This is a genomic window from Mucilaginibacter boryungensis (assembly GCF_015221995.1).
GTDB lineage: Bacteria > Bacteroidota > Bacteroidia > Sphingobacteriales > Sphingobacteriaceae > Mucilaginibacter > Mucilaginibacter boryungensis.
Window position 1 is genome coordinate 1,466,171 of record NZ_JADFFM010000002.1, and the last position, 20,659, is coordinate 1,486,829.

Annotated in this window: 20 protein-coding genes; 15 read left to right on the plus strand and 5 right to left on the minus strand. The window is 47.6% G+C overall.

The genetic code is table 11. The annotated features are described in order from the left end of the window. Positions 1-239 precede the first annotated feature (239 nt). The 11 genes from IRJ18_RS19355 (at position 240) to adhP (ending at position 10,959) form a co-directional block, all read left to right on the plus strand. Positions 240-2,636, plus strand: coding sequence for a heavy metal translocating P-type ATPase (locus IRJ18_RS19355; RefSeq protein ID WP_194107934.1), 2,397 nt, complete (start codon positions 240-242; stop codon positions 2,634-2,636). Beyond that, the gene (gene ccoS / locus IRJ18_RS19360; RefSeq protein ID WP_194107935.1) at positions 2,633-2,794 is read left to right on the plus strand and encodes a cbb3-type cytochrome oxidase assembly protein CcoS; all 162 of its coding nucleotides are present in this window, start codon (positions 2,633-2,635) and stop codon (positions 2,792-2,794) included. Before IRJ18_RS19355 ends, ccoS begins: the two co-directional genes overlap by 4 nt. A gap of 86 nt (positions 2,795-2,880) precedes the next feature. Further along, positions 2,881-5,010, plus strand: a complete 2,130-nt coding sequence (gene ccoN, locus IRJ18_RS19365; RefSeq protein WP_194107936.1) for a cytochrome-c oxidase, cbb3-type subunit I — start codon at positions 2,881-2,883, stop codon at positions 5,008-5,010. A gap of 4 nt (positions 5,011-5,014) precedes the next feature. Continuing rightward, positions 5,015-5,203 (plus strand): hypothetical protein, encoded by a 189-nt coding sequence (locus IRJ18_RS19370; RefSeq protein ID WP_194107937.1) that lies wholly within the window; start codon positions 5,015-5,017, stop codon positions 5,201-5,203. 2 nt (positions 5,204-5,205) lie between these two features. Continuing rightward, positions 5,206-6,108, plus strand: a complete 903-nt coding sequence (locus IRJ18_RS19375) for a cbb3-type cytochrome c oxidase N-terminal domain-containing protein (RefSeq protein WP_194107938.1) — start codon at positions 5,206-5,208, stop codon at positions 6,106-6,108. Between the two features lie 6 nt (positions 6,109-6,114). Continuing rightward, positions 6,115-7,488 (plus strand): cytochrome c oxidase accessory protein CcoG, encoded by a 1,374-nt coding sequence (gene ccoG, locus IRJ18_RS19380; protein WP_194107939.1) that lies wholly within the window; start codon positions 6,115-6,117, stop codon positions 7,486-7,488. 2 nt (positions 7,489-7,490) lie between these two features. Then, on the plus strand, positions 7,491-7,910 hold the full coding sequence (locus tag IRJ18_RS19385; RefSeq protein ID WP_194107940.1) for a FixH family protein: 420 nt from the start codon (positions 7,491-7,493) through the stop codon (positions 7,908-7,910). Then, the gene (locus IRJ18_RS19390) at positions 7,910-8,599 is read left to right on the plus strand and encodes a sulfite exporter TauE/SafE family protein (RefSeq protein WP_194107941.1); all 690 of its coding nucleotides are present in this window, start codon (positions 7,910-7,912) and stop codon (positions 8,597-8,599) included. The genes IRJ18_RS19385 and IRJ18_RS19390 overlap by 1 nt, the downstream gene beginning before the upstream one ends. 52 nt (positions 8,600-8,651) lie before the next feature. Then, positions 8,652-9,341: a YoaK family protein gene (locus IRJ18_RS19395; RefSeq protein WP_317174108.1), complete on the plus strand. Its 690-nt coding sequence runs from the start codon at positions 8,652-8,654 to the stop codon at positions 9,339-9,341. A 216-nt stretch (positions 9,342-9,557) separates the two neighbouring features. Next, positions 9,558-9,905: a hypothetical protein gene (locus IRJ18_RS19400; protein ID WP_194107943.1), complete on the plus strand. Its 348-nt coding sequence runs from the start codon at positions 9,558-9,560 to the stop codon at positions 9,903-9,905. Positions 9,906-9,924: 19 nt separating this feature from the next. Beyond that, positions 9,925-10,959, plus strand: coding sequence for an alcohol dehydrogenase AdhP (adhP, locus tag IRJ18_RS19405; RefSeq protein ID WP_194107944.1), 1,035 nt, complete (start codon positions 9,925-9,927; stop codon positions 10,957-10,959). Positions 10,960-11,225: 266 nt separating this feature from the next. On the opposite strand, the gene hemN is transcribed toward adhP, so the two are convergent. The 4 genes from hemN to IRJ18_RS19425 form a co-directional block, all read right to left on the minus strand. Next, positions 11,226-12,593, minus strand: a complete 1,368-nt coding sequence (gene hemN, locus IRJ18_RS19410) for an oxygen-independent coproporphyrinogen III oxidase (RefSeq protein WP_194107945.1) — start codon at positions 12,591-12,593, stop codon at positions 11,226-11,228. 2 nt (positions 12,594-12,595) lie between these two features. Continuing rightward, complete coding sequence (locus IRJ18_RS19415; protein ID WP_194107946.1) at positions 12,596-13,636, minus strand: 2-hydroxyacid dehydrogenase; 1,041 nt, start codon at positions 13,634-13,636, stop codon at positions 12,596-12,598. 80 nt (positions 13,637-13,716) lie between these two features. Beyond that, a complete protein-coding gene (locus IRJ18_RS19420) occupies positions 13,717-14,769 on the minus strand; it encodes a response regulator (protein ID WP_194107947.1) in 1,053 nt (350 codons plus the stop codon). Further along, entirely contained in the window at positions 14,766-15,953 is a 1,188-nt protein-coding gene (locus IRJ18_RS19425) for a PAS domain-containing sensor histidine kinase (RefSeq protein ID WP_194107948.1), read from the minus strand. Before IRJ18_RS19425 ends, IRJ18_RS19420 begins: the two co-directional genes overlap by 4 nt. 224 nt (positions 15,954-16,177) lie before the next feature. On the opposite strand from IRJ18_RS19425, the gene IRJ18_RS19430 reads away from it, so the two are divergent. From IRJ18_RS19430 to IRJ18_RS19445, 4 genes are all read left to right on the plus strand, one after another. Then, positions 16,178-16,390, plus strand: a complete 213-nt coding sequence (locus IRJ18_RS19430) for a hypothetical protein (protein ID WP_194107949.1) — start codon at positions 16,178-16,180, stop codon at positions 16,388-16,390. Beyond that, a complete protein-coding gene (locus tag IRJ18_RS19435) occupies positions 16,390-17,121 on the plus strand; it encodes an LOG family protein (RefSeq protein ID WP_194107950.1) in 732 nt (243 codons plus the stop codon). Before IRJ18_RS19430 ends, IRJ18_RS19435 begins: the two co-directional genes overlap by 1 nt. 97 nt (positions 17,122-17,218) lie before the next feature. Further along, on the plus strand, positions 17,219-18,502 hold the full coding sequence (locus IRJ18_RS19440; RefSeq protein ID WP_194107951.1) for an acetyl-CoA hydrolase/transferase family protein: 1,284 nt from the start codon (positions 17,219-17,221) through the stop codon (positions 18,500-18,502). Positions 18,503-18,664: 162 nt separating this feature from the next. After that, positions 18,665-19,081 (plus strand): hypothetical protein, encoded by a 417-nt coding sequence (locus IRJ18_RS19445; protein ID WP_194107952.1) that lies wholly within the window; start codon positions 18,665-18,667, stop codon positions 19,079-19,081. 333 nt (positions 19,082-19,414) lie between these two features. On the opposite strand, the gene nadA is transcribed toward IRJ18_RS19445, so the two are convergent. Then, entirely contained in the window at positions 19,415-20,407 is a 993-nt protein-coding gene (gene nadA, locus IRJ18_RS19450) for a quinolinate synthase NadA (RefSeq protein WP_194107953.1), read from the minus strand. Positions 20,408-20,659: the final 252 nt, after the last annotated feature.

Sequence of the window (20,659 nt, forward strand, 5' to 3'; positions counted from 1 at the left end):
CATTAATTAAGCCGGATTGGCGTATACACCGCGGCAACTGGCCTGCCTTGTATGACAACCCGGCTCCACTTGTTTCCCGCAGATTTACCAGTTTATTTTTATTCACGGACAGCGGTTAAACCCACCTGAATTTAGGGCTATGGTCACACTTTTCTCAAAAAGTGACACAGATCATATTTTGTACCGACGATGGTCATTCCCCCGGTTCCGGCGAACCCGCATTTTTGAACCATTAAAACATGAAAATGACCGAAACTATACCAGCGGTAAAAACTAACTGCTATCACTGCGGTGACGCATGTGAAACTAACCTGTATCTGGCGGACAATAAACAGTTTTGCTGCCAGGGATGTCAAAATGTTTACCAGATCCTTTCAAGCAGCGGCCTGTGCAACTATTACCGGTATAACGACCACCCGGGTGCCACGCGCGATAAGCTGGATAAACGCTTCGAATACCTGGAGGAGCCATCTATCATCAACGAATTACTGGACTTTCATGATGACCGCATATCGATCATCACCTTATATATTCCGCATATCCATTGCAGCTCGTGCCTCTGGCTGCTGGAACAGCTGAGCCGCTTCAATCCCGGGATCCACTATGCAAGGGTCGACTTTTTAAAAAAACAGCTGGTGGTCAGGTTCGACCACCAACAGATCAGCCTGCGCGGCTTGGTTGAATTGCTTTTTGATATCGGTTACGAACCGCTGATCAGCCTGCAGGATATCATCAAGAAACAGCAAAAGACCGAAAAGAGTAACCTTGTGCAACGGATCGCTGTCTCCGGCTTCTGCTTTGGAAATGTCATGCTGTTCAGCTTCCCGGAGTATCTTGGCCTTTCGGTCTTTGAACAGACCTTTCGACATTTCTTTGGCTATATAAACCTGGCATTTACATTGCCGGTCGTGTTTTTCAGTGGCCGTGCATATTTTACCTCGGCCTGGAAAAACCTGAGAAAAAAGATACTGAATATCGATTTCCCGCTGGCCCTGGGTATCGCCGTCCTGTTTATCAGGACAGCGGCAGAAGTTCTGACCCATACAGGAGCTGGATTTGCAGATACGCTCTGCGGGCTGATTTTCTTCCTCCTGGTCGGCAAATTCGTACAGCAAAAGACGTATCATCATATCTCATTTGAACGAGATTATCGTTCTTTTTTCCCAGTAGCGGTTCAAACCCTTGAAAAAGGCATTGAAAAACCATTACCCTTATCGGAACTGCGCCCGGGTCACCGGATACTGATCCGCCACAACGAGATCATACCAGCCGATGCCATATTGTTAAAAGGAAATGCCCTGATCGATTTCAGTTTTGTGACCGGTGAGTCTGTTCCAGTGGGCAAGACCCTGGGCGAGATCATATATGCCGGTGGCCGCCAAACCAGTGAATCCATTGAATTGGAGGTCATAAAACCGGTTTCCCAAAGTTACCTGACCCAACTTTGGAATAATGAAGCCTTTACTCGCAAGCAGGATAACCGTATGCGGACATTTAACGAGACTGTCAGCAAATATTTTACGGTCATTTTGATCGTGATCGCCCTGACGGCACTGCTGGCCTGGGTGTTTACAGACCTGCGCCGTGGTATCGACGCCTTTACTGCTGTGCTCATCGTAGCCTGCCCTTGTGCACTGGCACTAAGTACGCCATTCACCATGTCGGCAGCGCTCAGTATTTTCGACCGCAACCTTTTTTATCTGAAAAACACCACGGTGGTTGAGCAGTTGGCAAAGATTAATACCATCGTATTGGATAAGACGGGCACCATTACCACCGGCAATGGCCGGAATACCGAGCTGCAAAGCCAGCTCAGCGATGGACAGGTCGGGCTAATTTACAGTGCCTGCGCAAACTCCACGCACCCGTTATCCCGAATGATCTGCTGCTATTTCGGCGAACAGGAACGATTGGCGGTCAGCGATTATACCGAAATACCCGGCCAGGGCATCACCGCCAGGGTGAAGGGTCGCGAACTGAGGATCGGCAGCGGCAAACTGCTGTTCGGAAATTATCACGAGGCCGCCGATATGACCCGCGTACACCTGATGATTGATGGCCAGTACCTGGGGTATTTTGGATTTAAACATGAATACCGCCAGGGTATGGAACAGGTAAGCGCCCTCGAACCTGACTACCAGCTCTACCTGCTGTCGGGGGACCAGGATCAGGAAAAACACGAATTGCTCCAGTATTTTGGGGAGGGCAACCGTATGCACTTCGGGCAGTCGCCGCAGCAAAAGCTCGATTTTATAGCAGCAATACAACAGCAAGGTAAAAAGGTCATGATGCTTGGCGACGGACTGAACGATTCCGGGGCATTACGTCAAAGTGATCTGGGCGTCGCCGTCACCGACAACGTTAATAACTTTTCACCGGGAAGCGACGCGATACTCGACGGCCGGTCGTTTGAAAAACTGCCGTTATTTCTGCGATTCTCTAAGGATACAGTGATCATTATTCATTTATCTTTCTTAATCTCCCTGACCTATAATATTATCGGCCTGTCTTATGCGGTCACCGGAAAACTTTCCCCGCTGATCGCAGCGATACTAATGCCGCTAAGCACTGCGACCATTATTTCATTTACTACACTGGCCACCCACTTTACTGCTAAAAGGAGAAAATTGTTATGAGCATTATTTATTTCCTCATCGGCTGCAGCGTCCTGCTGGCACTGGTTTTTCTCGGCGCTTTTTTTTGGGCGCAGCGAACAGGCCAGAACGATGACCTGTATACGCCATCCATGCGTATCCTGCTGGAAGATGAACAACCCGAAGAGAAAGAAAAGTGACCTAAATCACTTTTAAAAACAACTGTCATCATTCTGTCACTCCAAGCCCCTTTATAGTTTTACACCCATAAAAAAGACAATACTTTATGCAGCCGGAAAAATTTTATTATGACAACAAGATCGTCCGAAATTTTGGTATCGCTACCGTAATTTGGGGCATTATTGGTATGACGGTAGGCCTCATCGCCGCTATCCAGTTATATCATCCTGGTGCTAACATGCACAACCAGTTTACTACCTTCGGGCGTATCCGGCCACTGCATACCAATGCGGTGATCTTCGCTTTTGTGGGAAACGCCATTTTTATGGGTGTTTATTATTCCCTGCAGCGCTTGCTGAAAGCGCGTATGTTCAGCGACTGGCTGAGTAATATCCATTTTTGGGGCTGGCAGCTGATCATTCTTTCCGCGGTAATTACACTTCCCTTAGGGCTAACCACTTCCCACGAATATGCGGAACTGGAATGGCCGATAGATATCGCCATTACGGTGATCTGGGTGGTATTCGGCTGGAATATGTTCGGTACGATCATCAAACGCCGTGAGCGGCATTTGTATGTGGCCATCTGGTTTTATATCGCCACGTTTGTCACTATTGCCGTATTACATATCGTTAACTCATTCGAGTTACCGGTTTCTGCTTTTAAAAGCTATATGGTTTACGCAGGTGTACAGGATGCACTGGTGCAATGGTGGTACGGCCACAACGCAGTTGCGTTTTTCCTGACCACGCCTTACTTGGGCATGATGTATTATTTCCTGCCTAAAATGGCTAACAGGCCAATCTATTCTTATAAATTAAGTATCCTGCATTTTTGGGCGCTGATATTTATTTATATCTGGGCAGGCCCTCACCACTTATTGTATACCACCTTGCCGGGTTGGGCACAATCATTAGGTGTGGCTTTCTCTATTATGCTGCTTGCACCAAGCTGGGGCGGTATGATCAACGGCCTGCTTACCCTGCGCGGCGCGTGGGACAAGGTGCGTGATGATGTGGTCCTGAAATTTATGGTTGTTGGCTTAACCGGTTACGGTATGGCCACGTTTGAAGGGCCGATGCTTTCTCTAAAACAGATCAATAGTATCGCCCACTTCAGCGACTGGATTATTGCCCACGTGCACGTTGGTGCACTGGCCTGGAACGGGTTTTTAACTTTCGCTATCTTATACTGGCTGATTCCGCGCATTTATAAAACGGAACTTTATTCGAAAAAACTGGCCGCTTTTCACTTCTGGATCGGTACGCTGGGCATCATCTTTTACGCAGTACCAATGTACTGGGCTGGCTTTACCCAAAGCCTGATGCTGAAAGAGTTTACCGCTGAGGGGATGCTGAAGTATCCTAACTTCCTGGAAACCACCTTACGGATCATCCCGATGCACGTAATGCGGTCAATAGGCGGTAGCATTTACCTGCTGGGCGTAATTGTGATGGCCTTTAACCTGGTCAAAACAGCTAAGCAAGGTAGCCTTGTAGCTGATGAAGCCGCCCAGGCGATGCCACTGGAACCGGTAGCTACTGTTGCAAAAGAAGGCAGCTGGCACCGTCGCCTGGAGCGCAGGCCTATACAGTTCATGGTGTTGTCGCTGGTTGTTATTCTGATCGGCTCGATGATTGAGTTGATGCCGACGCTGACGATCTCCTCTAACATACCTACGATTGCCAGTGTAAAACCGTACACGCCGCTGGAATTGCAGGGCCGGGACATTTATATCCGGGAAGGCTGTTCTAACTGTCACTCTCAAACTGTCAGGCCTTTCCGTTCTGAAACAGAGCGCTATGGCGAATACAGTAAAGCCGGAGAATTTGTTTATGACCACCCTTTTCTGTGGGGATCCAAACGTACCGGGCCTGACCTGGCTCGCGAGGGTGGTAAATATGGTAATGCCTGGCATTATAATCACCTGATGGATCCACGGCTGATGTCGCCCGGCAGTATAATGCCGGAATATGGCTGGTTGCTGACCCAGAAATTGGATACCAGCACCACCGCAGCAAAGATAAGGGCGATGCGAACCCTGGGTGTGCCATATGCGAAAGGTTATGATCAGCAAGCCAATGCTGACCTGGAGAAACAGGCTAAAGAGATTTCCGATAATCTTTATATCGACCATATAAAAGTTAAAAAAGATAAGGAGATCGTCGCCATCATAGCTTATCTGCAAAGACTGGGAACCGACATTAAAGCAAATAAAACCGCCAATAATAATTAACACCATGTTTAAGCAATTCACAGAAAATATATCCGGGCACCAGGTTTACCTGCTGTCTTCACTGGGCATCTTCCTGGTATTCTTTATCGTTGTGGCATTCCTGCTGCTGCGCATACGGAAGGCCCACATCGATCACATGAGCAGCCTGCCGTTACAGGACGGGGATGAAATTCAACCTTCAAATCTTTCTTAACCATGAAGAAGCTATTAATTATACCGATATGCCTGTTATCTATTCAGCAGGCAAGCGCAAAAAGCGACAGTTTGATTAGCGGAAGCATGCAAAATTATATCGGCTATGGCCTTATTGTAGGTATGTTGTTGCTATTTGTTGTTGCCTTCCTTGTTTTAATCCGTGCCTTTAAAGCAATGGAATATACCATCCTGCGTCTTCAGGGCCACACCCCGGCGGAGATCGCAGAAATGCGGTATCCGTCTAAAGAGGCCACAACTGAACCCAAAGTAAAAGAAAATAAAAAGCTGCTGAAATTACTTTCCCTGAAGCCGATGTCGGAAGAGAAGTCTATCCTGATCGAACATGATTATGATGGCATTCAGGAACTGGATAACCCGACACCAGCCTGGTTTATGTGGTTGTTTTACGGTACAATCGTTTTCGGATTTTGCTACCTGCTGATCTATCACGTATTCGGTATAGGACAACTACAGTACGACGAGTATAAAACTGAGGTAGCCCAGGCGGACATTGCTAAAAAAGAATACTTAAGTAAGTCGGCTAACCGCGTAGACGAGAATACGGTGAAACTGGTTGCCGATCCTGCGGTGTTAGCATCGGGTAAGGCTATCTTCAGTCAAACCTGCGCGCCCTGCCATGGTGCTAATGCTGAGGGAAATGTTGGGCCGAACTTAACAGATGAGTATTGGCTGCATGGCGGTAAGATCAATGACCTGTTTAAAACTATTAAGTATGGTGTAGCTGCCAAAGGGATGCCGACCTGGGAAAAGCAGCTTTCTCCTAAACAGATCGCCGATGTGGCGAATTATATCGAATCTTTAAAAGATAGCCACCCGGCTAATGCCAAAGCACCGCAAGGGAACAAAGAAGAAGAAACCGGTCAAAAAATGGCCTCAAATTAAAACGAAATGAGTGGATTATTAGCGGAGAAGGAAACAGATGAACGAAAATGGATCTATCCACTCATTCGTAAAGGCCTGCTGTATAAATGGCGGTCGGCTATCAGTTATGTATACCTGATCTTCTTTTTTACCGGCCCCTTTATCCGAATCGGCGGCCAACCCCTATTGCTGCTCAATTTTATGGAGCGGCACTTTGTGATCCTCGGCCAGGCTTTCTGGCCGCAGGATATTTTTCTCTTCATGCTGGCCTCGCTCGTGTTTCTGGTTTGTATCGTATTGTTCACGATCGCCTTCGGCCGCATCTTCTGCGGCTGGATATGTCCGCAAACCATTTTTATGGAAATGGTTTTCCGTAAGATCGAGGAATGGATCGAAGGCGATGCGCATCAACGTAAAAAACTGGATGCCGGCCCCTGGACCAATGTGAAGATCAGGAAAAAAGTGGTCAAGCATATCGCCTTCCTGCTGGTTTCTTTCCTGATTGCCAATACTTTCCTGGCCTACCTGATCGGCAGTGGAAACCTGATCAGGATCGCCACCGAACCGCTTACACTACACTGGATCGGCTTTGCCAGTATCTGGGTATTTACCCTGGTGTTTTATCTGGTCTATAGCCAGGTGCGGGAGATCGTTTGTACGGTGATCTGCCCTTACGGCCGCTTGCAAAGCGTACTAATTGATGAGCATACACTGGTTGTTGCTTATAATGATGTGCGGGGTGAACCGCGTGGAAAGCTGCAAAAGGTAGCCGATCCTTTTAATTTGAAAGGCGATTGCGTGGACTGCGGCCTGTGCGTGTCGGTTTGCCCTACCGGTATCGATATTCGTAAAGGGACGCAGCTTGAGTGCGTTAATTGTACCGCTTGTATCGATGTTTGCGATGAGGTTATGACCAAGATCAACAAACCAACCAACCTGATAGGCTTCTATTCAGAGAACATGATCCGGGTAAAAGAAAAGCCTTCCTTCACTTTAAGAATGAAGGGCTACGCGGCGGTGATCACGGTGATGGTTGGTGTCTTATGCTATTTTATCTTTAGCCGCAGCGACATGGACATGACCGTGATGCGCGGCGCGGGTACCCTTTATCAGGAACAGTCCGGTGGTTATATCAGTAATATTTACAATGCGGAGATCATCAATAAAACCAATGAAAACCGGAAGATCGCCATCCGTGCAGACGATCCGGCTATCAGGATCAAATATATTCAGGCACCGGGAATTGTGGCCAAAGGCGGCATGGTGAAAACCATGTTCTTTATCGAAGTGCCGGCAACACATATCCACACGGCCAAAACAGATATCCACCTGCAGTTATATGCGGGGCAGCAGCTTAAACAAACCATTAGTACTACATTTGTTGGACCTGTAAACGATTAATTATGAATTGGGGAAAAGGATTAATATTAGGAATGTCCGTATTTATGCTCTTCATCCTGAGCATGTGTTTTTACATGTTCCGGGTCCCGGCAGATGAATACGATCATCAATACTATGAAAAGGGGCTCGGCTTTAACGCTGATTTTGCCAAAGAAAGGCAGGTTGTCACAGACCATGCTGAGCCAAAGGTCACCGTGACGGTCAATACGGTTATCGTTGCATTTACCGCCCCGGCCACTGGCACCGCTAAGTTTATCCGTCCTTCAAGTGCATCACAGGATAAAGGTTATGCCATAAACACCCGCACCCAAAATACCGTTGCTTTACCCGTGGGCCAGCTGGCCAAGGGCCGTTGGCATATACAGTTGGAATGGCAAAGCGGTAAGAAGCAGTATTTATATCAACAAGAACTTAGCTTATAATGTCGGCCAACCAGCTTGCCTTTTATATTGGCCTTTTCGGTAGCGTGCATTGCATCGGCATGTGCGGGCCACTGGCCTTTGCGGTACCCAGCTTTCATAACGGCTGGTGGCGCGTGATAGCTGATAAACTGATTTACAATTTTGGCCGGGTGCTGAGTTATACCCTCCTGGGGTTTTTGATCGGCTTGCTGGGTAAGCAATTATGGCTGGCCGGCTTACAGCAAGGTGTCAGTATTATCAGCGGGGTGTTAATTATCATCGCCGGTTTCTCCAGGTTGTTTAAAATGAGGGTAAGTCAAAACAGTTTCATGCCGGTACTGCTTTCGCCCATTCAAAAATTGATCCGGTATGCGCTCAACCATCAGTTGGGCCATTTTATTGTAGGCATCCTAAATGGTTTCCTTCCCTGCGGCTTTGTCTATTTGGCTTTAGTGGGTGCTGTAAATACCTCATCGCCGGTTGCCTCGGCGCAATATATGTTTTGCTTTGGGGCGGGTACATTTCCTTTAATGCTGCTGGCTACCATCGGCTCAGGCTATATAGGGCCGGTATTTCGGCGCCGGATCAATAAAGGGATGCCGTTCCTCATGATTTTTTTAGGATGCTGGTTCTTATTACGCGGCCTTAGCCTCGATATTCCTTACCTTAGCCCTGCTAAGCAACAGCAAGGCGTTGCCATTTGTCATTAATCAGATAATTATGTTCAGACACATAGGGACACGTCGAACGTACCGGCATAACGTGAGCATTGCTACACTGCTTAGTTTGAATGCTGGATTTACCAATGCCGCCGGATTTCTTGGTTTTGCAGTGCTGACCACCAATGTTACCGGACACGCGGCGTTTTTTGCTGAGCGGTTGGTTATGGAAGATTGGAAAGCATCTCGCGTAATTGCGCTTTGGATGATGCTTTTTCTTGGAGGCGCATTTTGTTCCAGCTTGATTATGAACCACATTGGCCGCAACCGGCGTTTTTCTTATGTGATCCCCTTACTGCTGGAAATTATCGTCTTTCTTTTGATCACCTTGTTCGGCTATCGTTACCACCATAGCCTGGTCGCCCGGGAAATATTTGCGGGCAGCTTATTATTTATCATGGGCATGCAAAATGCGTTAGTTACAATGGTCTCCGGGGCTCAGGTTCGCACTACCCATCTAACAGGGACATTCACCGACCTTGGTATTGAATTAGCACAACTTTACAAAAAACGGAATATGAGAGATGGGGAATTGTATCGGCGTGTAAAATTGAGGGGTATTATCATTTTTGGCTTTTTATCTGGAGCACTTGCCGGGGCATATCTATTTCACTATTGGAGTTATCATGCGTTCCTTGTACCGGTAGCATTGCTGCTTTTCGCACTCTTTTACGATATATTCAGGATACATATTAAACGTTATTATCATCGTCCTCTCCATCGCGGCGGTTAAAGGTTTTTGGCAAGGTGATTCCCACTTTAGTTATATAACCCGTTAACAAATGTTAGAACCTTCTATGCCTGTTACCGGCGGCTAATATTCAAAAATTTCCTGTCACCCAATTAGTTGCCAGCCGGTAAATGTGATCAGGATCATTTTTAAATCGTGCAGCGGTCATGGTCGTTTTTTCGCCTGACCCGGATATTTGTTGCATCAAACGATTTTAATATGACAACTATAACTACAAACACCGCGTGGGATGCCAAAGCTGCCCCGCCGGTCAACACCAACACATTTATAGACAAATGGAATCAGTTCATGGAAAGCCAGGCTGACCGTATTACCCTTTGGTTCCTGGTATCGCTGGTTTTTCAGGGTGTTTTCTTTTTACCGGTACCGGCTGCATTGATTTATTATGCGGGTGCGCCAATAGCTGTTCTGTTCATAACGCTGACCTTATTCTTTGCTAACATCATCGCAGGCATGGGTGGCGCGGGTATTAAAACCCTGTTATGGCTTTTCGCTTCAAGCGTGGCTATCCATTTGCTCATGATCCTGGCTTTTGTCCTTTTTTAAAACACTAAACCCTACCAAGATGATACCCCAGACTATGAAAGTAGCCGTAATCCGCGAGTTCGGTGCGCCGCTGCAAATTGAACAAGTACCTGTTAAAACCCCACATGCTCACCAGATATTGGTTAAAGTGATCGCCTGTGGCGTTTGCCATACAGACCTTCATGCCTGTAATGGCGACTGGCCGGTCAAACCAAATTTGCCATTGATCCCGGGCCACGAGGCCATTGGTTATGTTGTGGCGCTGGGATCGGATGTGACGGAAGTTAAAGAAGGTGATATTGTTGGAGTTCCCTGGCTGCACAGCGCTTGTGGCTGCTGTGAATTTTGTATCACCGGTTGGGAAACCCTTTGCGGCACCCAGCAAAATGGCGGTTACAGTGTGGATGGCGGTTTTGCCGAGTACGTGCTGGCCGATCCGCGTTATGTGGCACATTTCCCTGCGGGCATTGATTTTGCTGAAATGGCGCCGATCATCTGTGCCGGCGTAACTGTTTATAAAGGATTGAAAGAAACAGAAGTGAAACCCGGTGAATGGGTGGCTATTTCTGGCGTTGGTGGCCTTGGCCACCTGGCTGTACAATATGCTAAAGCGATGGGTATGCATGTGGCGGCGATCGACGTATCTGACGAAAAGCTGGCCCTGGCCCGCGAACTGGGTGCCGATCTGACTGTTAATGCGCTAAACGAAGACCCGGGTGCATACCTGCAAAAACAAGCTGGCGGTATGCATGGCGTACTGGTAACTGCCGTGTCACCAATCGCTTTTGAACAAGGTATTTCCGCCCTGCGCCGTAAAGGCACCATCGCCCTGAACGGTCTGCCTAAAGGCAGTTTTGATCTGTCCATATTTGACACCGTGTTGAACCGTTATACCGTGCGTGGCTCCATCGTAGGTACCCGTAAGGATATGCAGGAAGCGGTTGCATTTGCTGTAGAAGGCAAGGTGAGGGCAACCATTCATAAAGCAAAACTGGAAGATATCAATGACGTTTTTGATCAGATGAAAGCAGGGAAGATCGACGGTCGTATTGTGCTGGAGATAGGCCAGCCCTGAATTTATAATATGGCAAAAGGTGTTTTGTTGGTCGGCCCTGGGAACACCTGATAGTTCTTTGGTTCGGGATGTCAAAAATACCTGACTGAATTTTAATGGATACCCAGGTGATCGACATCGTGCCGTTAGCGCGCCTGTTGCTTCTTCTGGGCATCCTTGCGTCCTTTCGTGGACCGCGTTCCGCTAAGCTTAAGCAAAAGTAATTGGCGGGGAACCTTGGCCCCGGCTACCTGGTCGGATGGCCATATACTACCAGAAGTTTTGGCTCAGATTGCCATGCTGAATAACTGGGTGGCGGGTTTATCCGCCCAAAGACGGGCGTCAAAACATAAACAGATATTTCTTAAAAATCGCTTCCCGGTCTCGGTGACCTGCAAACCGTGATCTGACAAGTAAACCAGTCCGTCCGCTTCCAGCGGCTCTAATCGTTTCAACACTTCAGGTAATACGCAGGCCATCAGTTCAGCATCCCAGTAGGTGCGTTGTTTGCACATAATGTCGAGGATATGGCGGCGGATTTGCAAATCTTCATCGCTTAAGCCATGCCCCTTAAAAACCGGCAATTCTCCCTGGTTGACTTGCAACAAATATTCCTCTAAGGTTTTGACATTCTGGGCAAAGGCGTACCAGCTATCGCTGATCGAAGAAACGCCTAATCCCACCAGCAGCTGGGTATGCTGCTCGGTATAGCCCATAAAGTTGCGGTGCAGTCTGCCATCCCTTTCAGCAGCGAACAGTTCATCAGCGGGCAGCGCAAAATGGTCCATCCCAATTTCCTGGTAGCCGTAGCTCAGTAGCAAGATGCGGCCGGCCTCCTGCAGTTTGCCCTTTTGTTCTGGGTTAGGAAGGTCCGCTTCCGTAAAACGTCGCTGGCCCGGTTTGATCCAGGGCACATGGGCATAACTATAGAAGGCAATACGGTCCGGTCTCAACCCGGCCACGATATTCATGGTATTGATCAGCCCTTCCAGGTTCTGGTGCGGTAAGCCGTAGATCAGGTCGTAATTGATGGAAGTGTATCCAATGCCGCGTGCCTGGGTGGTTACCGTCTGGACCTGCTCTACGCTTTGGTGCCGGTTGATAATGAACTGTACCCGCGGGTCGAAGTCCTGTATCCCGAGGCTCAGCCTGCGGAATCCCAGATCGAAAAGCACCTGCAGATGGTCAGTTGTAGTATTGGCGGGATGGGCCTCGAAGCTGAATTCCGCACTGGGATGGACACAGGCATCTTTTAGGATGCCACTAATCAGTAAGCGCAGGTTTTGCGGGCTGAAAAAAGTAGGCGTACCACCGCCCAAATGCAGTTCCCGGATAACCGGTGTGCCAGCAAAAATTTGAAGGTACAGCGCCCATTCTTTTAGCACGGCTGCAATATAAGGTTCTTCTACACCGTGATTTTTGGTGATACGGGTATTACAGCCGCAATAAGTACAAAGGCTTTCACAGAAAGGCAGGTGAATATACACACTTATGCCAGATACTGCATTGCTTTCCGTAAAGGAAAAACGCACGGAATCTTCCCAGCTTTGGCGGTTAAAAGTGTTCGGGTCCCAATAAGGCATGGTTGGGTAACTGGTATAGCGGGGCACGGGTACATTGTATTTATCGGCCAGTGCTTTATAGTTTTGTTCCATAATCAGTTCTTTAGTTGGGCTACGCCATCTGATATAACAGGGGTTGTTTTGCAGGTTTGGCCGCATGCGCAGGCTTTGCCTACGCATTTATTTTGTTGCCACAGGTCGAGACTGCGGATGGTCTGGTCGGCTATCTGCTGGAGCGCTTCCTTGGTCAGGTAAGCCTGGTGTGGGGTGACCAGCACATTGGGGTGGCCCAATAACTGCAGCAATAAATGATCCTTTACCGGGTCGTTACCATGGTTCTCGAAGAATAGCCCTTTTTCGAATTCGTAGACATCCAGGCCAAGGTAACCAACCTTTTTTTCTTCCAGCGCGGCCAGTACATCTGCCGTTTGCAGCAGTTGTCCGCGGGAAGTATTGATCAGCATAACGCCGGGCTTCATTTGCTGAAGCGACTCACTGTTGATCATATACCGGGTTTCTTCCGTTAAAGGAACGTGAATAGAGATGATATCCGCCAGGCGGTAAAGATGTTCCAGGGAAACCGGCTTCACGTAACGGAAATTACGCGGGAACTTTTCGTCATAAGCGACCAGCTGACAGCCTAAGCCATGATAAATGGCCGCAGCGGCTTGTCCGGTGCTGCCCATGCCAATGATGCCTACGGTCTTGCCGGCAAAATTGAAGCCGACGAGGTCATCATTGCGGAAATCGAAATCATGGGCGTGATGGTCGGCCTTAACGATCTGGCGGTTTAGTGCAAAAGCAAGGGCCAGGGAATGTTCAGCGATCGCCTGAGGGGAGTAAGATGGAACACTGGCTAATTTAATGCCATAAGCCGCAACAGCAGCCTTGTCGATATGATCAGTACCGGAGGATCTGGTAACGATATAACGTACCCCCAAACTGGCCAGCTTTTCCACCACAGGTGCAGAAACATCATCATTAGTAAACACGATCACGGCATCCTTCCCACTGGCGTACAATGCCGTACCAATGGAAAGGGGGTTGGATATCAGTGTAATATCGTGCTTCTTCTGGTTAGCCTTAGCCAGGTATTCTTTTTCAAATGGCTTAATACTGAATGCAACTGCTTTCATCGATTTGTTTATTTCAAACAAAACTACCCCAAAGCAGCCACCCTGGGAATGAGCGGAGTCAGCTCAAAATATGATGTGTATCAGTTTTTCATTTTAGCCAGTTTCTCCGGCTCCAGGATCGTGATCAGGCTGCCTTTTTTCTCTATCAGGCCCTCATCCTTAAAGTCGGATAGTGTCCGGCTGACCGTTTCAGTTGCCATACCTGCCATTGCTGCCAGGTCCTCCCGGGTGATCTTAAAGCCATCCTTTTCTCCGGAAGGCTGACGATATAGCCGCAGCATCGCCTCGGCCATACGCTTACGCACGGAATGATAAGCCAACTGCATCAACTGTTCTTCTTTTTCACGGATGTTATCCGCCAGCAGCTTAATGAACTCGCGGCCAACCTCCGGTGAAGCATGCAGCAATTGCTCCAGTTGGTCCCGAGGGATCATGCAAAGTGCACAGTCTTCAAGCGCGGTAGCGGTATCGGTATAAGGTTCATTGGTCAGCATGGCATGAATGCCCAGATACTCGTCATTGCTGTAAATGCCTGTCATCAGTTCACGCCCATCCTCGGCCAGGCGGATCGTTTTTACCTTACCGCTCAGCACCAGGTATAGCCCCGCACCCTTATCGCCGTCATAATAAATAACCTGGTTCTTTTTAAAGAGCCGGCTTTTGCGTTCCTGGATGATCCTCTTTAATTCCGCCAGTCCGTCATTCTTGGAGATCAGGTTGCCCAGTGAATCCAAAGAGCGGCTGTAAAAATGCTGATGCACCTCTTTTTTCTTCAAACGGCTTTCGATCGCATTCAGCAGGTCAAGGTCGTCAAAAGGTTTGGTCAGGTAATCGTCCGCACCCATTTCCATGCCTTTGCGCAGGTCCACGCGTTCGGCTTTGGCGGTCAGGAAAATAAAAGGGATCGCCGCGGTTTCCGCATTTTTATGCAGGATATGCAACACACCGTAGCCGTCCAGTTCGGGCATCATAATGTCGCACAGGATAATATCGGGCAAATGGGTGGTCGCCAGGTCAACGCCGGCTTTACCGTTGGCGGCATCGTACACTTCATAGCCGGCCAGGCCAAGGATCTCCACGACATTGTCGCGGATATCGTTATTATCTTCAATGATCAGTACTTTCTTTTTCATATCAATGGGATAGTGATCTTAAATAAAGTGCCCTGGTTGACGTCGCTCTTGAAAGCGATCTCGCCATTCATCAGGCGGGTATAGCGGGAAACAATATTCAGGCCTAATCCCGTTCCGGGGATGTTGCCTGTATTATGCGCCCGGAAAAATGCTTCGAACAAATGTTTCTGGTCGGCTTCAGGGATACCGATGCCGTTATCCCGAATCGTGATGACGCAGGCCTTGTCGTTGATTTCCGTATTAAATTCAATAAAGGTATTCTCTCCCGAATACTTGATGGCATTGCCGATCAGGTTGATCACGCAGTTCTTGATCAGGTTCGGATCCAGGTTCACCATACTGAGCGTGCCGGTATGCTGGTAAATAATGTTCTGATTTTGCTTGGCGACCAACTGCAACTCCTCAGTCATTTCCTCGGACATTTTGACCAGGTCAAAATTCTGGCTGGTGGCTTCCACCTTTCCCGCCTCCAGCTTTTCCAGCGACAGAAAATCATTGAGGATATTGGTCAGGTTGCCTACCGAGTTCTTGATCTTGGCGACATGCTTGGTAATATTTGCGTTGTCAAAAGGCTGTGCATATTTTTCTATCAGCGATGAGGAAAGCTGAATTGCGCTGAGTGGCGTCCGGAATTCATGCGAGGCCATTGATACAAACCGGCTTTTCAATTGTCCGAGTTCCTTTTCCTTTTCCAGGGAGGAACTCACTTCTTCCTTGGCTAACTGTAATTCCAGGATGGCGTTCTTCAGGTTTTGTGTCCGGTTCTCCACCAACTCTTCCAGGTGCGCGGCATATTCTTTCAATTGCTCTTCAGCTTCTTTCTCGCGCGACAGGTCATGTATAAAACCGGTAAATATCTTCCGTCCCGGAAAGGGCACTTCGCTGACCCCTAAACGGAAAGGAAATACGGAGCCATCTTTACGAAGGCCTTTAACCTCCCGGCCGATACCGATAATATGCGGCTCGTGCGTACGTTGGTAGCGCTCTATATATTGGTCATGCTGGTCCCGGTCGGGGGGCGGCATCAATACGGATACGTTTTTACCGATAACCTCTTCCGGGCCGTACTGGAATAATTTACAGGCTGCCGGATTGATTGTTTCAATATGTCCGCGCCCATCAATGGTGATGATCCCATCGATCGCATTTTCTATGATTGCTTTTAATAGTGCGGCATTTTCCATGTCGTGACCCAGTCTTGCTAATGATATTTATTACAAATATTAGGAATAAGGATCACAAAAAACATAATATAATTCAGTTAAAAAAGTGACCTGTGTCATTTTTTGCAACACTTTGCCGCCTGCCCCTAAAAAAACTGACCAGCAGCAGGTTTGTTACTGACGGTCATCATATTACAGGCCTGTTAAAAATTCAAACTTTGCGTAACCATCTCAGACCCATCAATATGAAATCGATCCTCCTTATCGCAGACCAAACGACAGCCAGGGAGAACGCGGCAAGACAGGCGCTAAACATTGCCCGGCATCTGCATTTAAACATCATCGTCGGGCAAACCCAGCCGGCCGGGGTGTTACCCCGGCCGCTTGCAGTTATTAATGGTGGAGAAGAAGACATGCCGGCAGCTATTGCAGTACCAATTATCATATTCCCCTACTAATGGACAATACCGCTATCAACACCGAAATTAAATTCCTGGCCGGGCCGCAGTCCCGCCTGAAGGAATTGAAATTTACCTTCGAGACCATGCTGGACCTGATCCGTGGGTTCCGGGGGCTGCATTTTTTAGGCCCCTGTATCACTGTTTTTGGTTCGGCACGCTACAAAGAGGATCATCCTTATTATGAACTGACCCGAAAAGCAGCCGGTGAATTCGCCAGGCTGGGTTTCACCATCCTCACTGGCGGCGGCCCGGGACTTATGGAAGCGGCTAACCGTGGGGCTAAAGAGGTTGGCGGCAGGTCCGTAGGTTGCAATATACAACTGCCGGTTGAACAGGCGCCGAATCCTTACCTGGATAAATGGGTCTATATGAAGCACTTCTTCCTCCGGAAGGTGCTACTGGTGAAATATTCCTTTGCCTTTATCGTTATGCCCGGCGGATACGGAACCCTGGATGAGTATTTTGAAGCGCTCACGCTCATTCAGACACGCAAGATCAAAAACTTTCCGATCGTTATCTTCGGTAAAGCTTACCATGAGGAGTTATTACAGCATATCCGGGTCATGCAAAAGAATGCGACTATCAGCGACACCGATACCCGTCTTTTTCTGGTGACCGATGATATTGCGGAAGCCGTGGAATATATTCGCGAAAAAAGCGTCCGGGAATTCGGCCTGAAACCGGAGGAACGCCGCAAGCCGCTACGCTGGCTGTTCGAAAAGGACTAAGGTTGGCCGGAAATGACCAATATCATATTCCCGGTTGTTCCGCATCAGTATTTGGGAACGGCCGGGATTCTAATTTTGACCACCTAATATCATTGAAATGAACGAGATACAATATATCCCCGCAGCAGAGGCTTTGAAATGTGTAGCATCCGGTAACCGGGTATTTATCCACGGCAGCGCTGCTACCCCGATTTGCCTGGTGGAAGCCCTGCAGGCCTGTCACCATGAGCTGTACAATGTGGAGCTGGTCAGCATTACCACGCTGGGCGATGTAAACTTCGACCGCCCGGAACACCGCAAATCCTTTTTTTTCAATTCCTTATTTGTTTCAGCAGCTACCCGTAAGGTGGTGAACAGTGATGACGGGGATTATGTGCCTATCTTTTTAAGCCAGATACCGCAGCTGTTCCGCGAAAATATTCTGCCTATTGATGTAGCCCTGATTCAGGTATCACCCCCGGATGCACACGGCTACTGTTCGCTGGGTACCTCTGTCGATATCGCCCGGGCGGCCGTCGATATGGCGACTTATGTGGTCGCGCAGGTCAACCCTTTAATGCCCAGGACCCATGGCGAAAGCTTTCTCCATATCAGCAAGATCAACGCCATGGTTTGGCATTCCGCAGAACTGCCGGAGATTGACTATGACGCGGAGACCAATGCGGTCACCGAGAAGATAGGTTATCATGTAGCCTCTTTAGTAGAGAATGGTGCTACTTTACAGCTGGGTATTGGCAGCATCCCAGACCAGGTCTTGAAAAATCTGACCACTCACCAGCATCTGGGTGTCCATACAGAAATGTTCTCGGACGGGATCATCCCACTGATTCAGCGTGGCATTATAGATAACAGCTGTAAAAAGCTTAATGTCGGCCGCTCTGTGACCGCCTTTATTACCGGTACCCGTAAATTGTACGACTATGTTAACGATAACCCCGGCATCCGCGTGATGGATATCAGTTATGTGAACGACACCAGCATTATCCGTCAGAACCCCAAGGTAACGGCAATTAACAGCGCCATAGAGATCGACCTGACCGGCCAGGTTTGTTCCGATTCCATCGGCACCTTCCAGTATTCCGGGATAGGCGGCCAGATGGATTTTATTCGTGGTGCGTCGCTCTCTGCCGGGGGCAAGCCGATCATCGCATTGCCGTCACAGACCAATAAAGGCATTAGCCGGATCGTTCCTTTCCTGAAAGAAGGTGCGGGCGTGGTTACCACACGTGGACACGTGCATTGGGTAGTGACCGAACATGGGATCATTAATTTGTTTGGAAAAAACCTGAAGCAGCGGGCCCAGGCGCTCATCGAACTGGCGCATCCCGACCATCGCGAAAGTCTCGAACTGGCTTATTTCAACCGATTCGAACACGCCTGACCGAATAAGTACTTGCCGACGAACCCAACCTGCTCATCACGCTGACAATGCCTTGCCAGACCAAGGCGTAGAAATGATGAGGATCATCAAATTTAATGATCTCCGGCATTTGGTTACAGGTTTCGGAATACGAGCTTTACGGAAACGAACGCCGCATAAACTATGGAACAAATCTTTACCATGTCCGCAAGGTCTCTGCAATATTTCGTGATCGCCAAACGCTGGCGTGCCGACCTCGACTTTTTTAAGGTTGAAACCAGCTTCCTGCGTCAGCTTCTGAATCGCTATATTAGCCGCCTACAGGATACCGAACACATTGGCAGGCTCATCGCCTGCGGCAGCCTGCTGGACAAGCTGGAAGCCATGGAAGTGGATGACTTGCTTGCCGGGCAGCTGACCCAACTGGAACTGATGGCAGAGGATATTATCCCCGAAGACTCGGAATCACTCGCGGCAACCCAGGTCAAATTGGAATATTTTATGAGCAACCTGGTCAAAGAGTTCCGGGCAGCCAAAGAACAAATCTACCGGCTGGTGCTTTCGGCAAGCATCTCTTTTTCTCAGGAAGCAACTACTTAAATAAAGCTTTATCTCCTAATTAATCCCCTAAAACGCCGGGCGTGGCCGGCGTTTTTTTACTAAACTCGTCCTGTTTATACCGGTTGTAATGCTTAAAAAAGCTTCGCCGTTCATTTTTATGAGTTTCATAGAAATCCTTAGCAAGCTTGAATGTGGATGTTCCCTTGCTTTTACCTGTTTATATTCCTTTATCAGCAAACGATATGTTTGGAGATAGTTTCGCTTTAACATCATATTATTGGTGTTAATGCGCATAACTTTACTTCTTTTGTAAGGCTATCCGTTTCCAAATTATTAAACCCTTACAGCAATAACGCGCGGAATAATAAGCTTTTACAACCCCAACCTTGCCGATATTTCCAGCATCCTTTCAATAGGTTTTACCGCTTTTTCAATAATATCAGCAGGAAGCGTTATTTCAGGCGCTTCATTTTTTAAGCACAGGTAAAGTTTTTCAAGCGTATTGCGTTTCATGTGCGGACAATCGTTACAGGCGCAATTATTATTTGGCGGTGCTGGAATAAACACTTTATCTGGATTATCCTTCTGCATCTGGTGAATAATACCGGCTTCAGTAGCCACTATAAATTCCTTATCAGGGTGCGATGTAGCATATTTCAGTATACCGGTGGTCGACCCAATATAGTCGGCCATTTGCAGTATTACATTTTCGCATTCCGGATGCGCTAACAGCTTTACGCCCGGATGGCGTTCTTTCAGTTTAATGATCTTTTCGCGGCTGAATATCTCGTGCACCATACAGGCGCCATTCCATAAAACCAGGTCGCGACCCGTTTTCTTAGCCACATATGCCCCCAGGTTTTTATCAGGCCCAAAAATTATTTTCTGATCAGCCGGTAAACTTTCTACAATCTGGATAGCGTTGCTTGATGTACAAACAATATCGCTCATTGCTTTTAACTCGGCTGTACAGTTTACATAAGTGATCACCAGGTGATCGGGATATTGCTCTTTAAACTTTTTAAACAAATGCGGCGGGCAACTGTCGGCTAAGCTGCAGCCCGCTTTTAAGTCGGGTAATAAAACTTTTTTTGTTGGCGAAAGTATTTTTGCGGTTTCGGCCATAAAGTGTACGCCGGCAAAAACAATAATATCGGCATCGGTTTTTGCAGCTTGTTGCGATAGGCCCAGGCTATCGCCAATATAATCGGCAATATCCTGTATATCGGGTTCCTGATAATAGTGGGCCAGTATAACTGCATTTTTTTCCTTTTTTAATTTTTCAATTTCATCAAAAAGGTCAAGTGTCGGATCAATATACTCGTCCGCAAATCCTTTGATATTTATTTCTGCTAATGTATCCATTTCAACAATTCAAATAATAACAACTAATTATTTATATAAAATAAACCTATTGTTATTAAGGTGTTAGTTCTGTGCATAATTTGGAATAGAAAATTCGCCTAATATTGTTTTTAACTATTTATCAACATATAATTGAGGTTTTAATTTTATTAGATGATTGATTTTGAGATAACTATGACAATCAAATATTTTATTAAAAACTTATTTGTTGAGATTTTCTTATGTTTAAAAATGTTAATTAACCAGGTATAT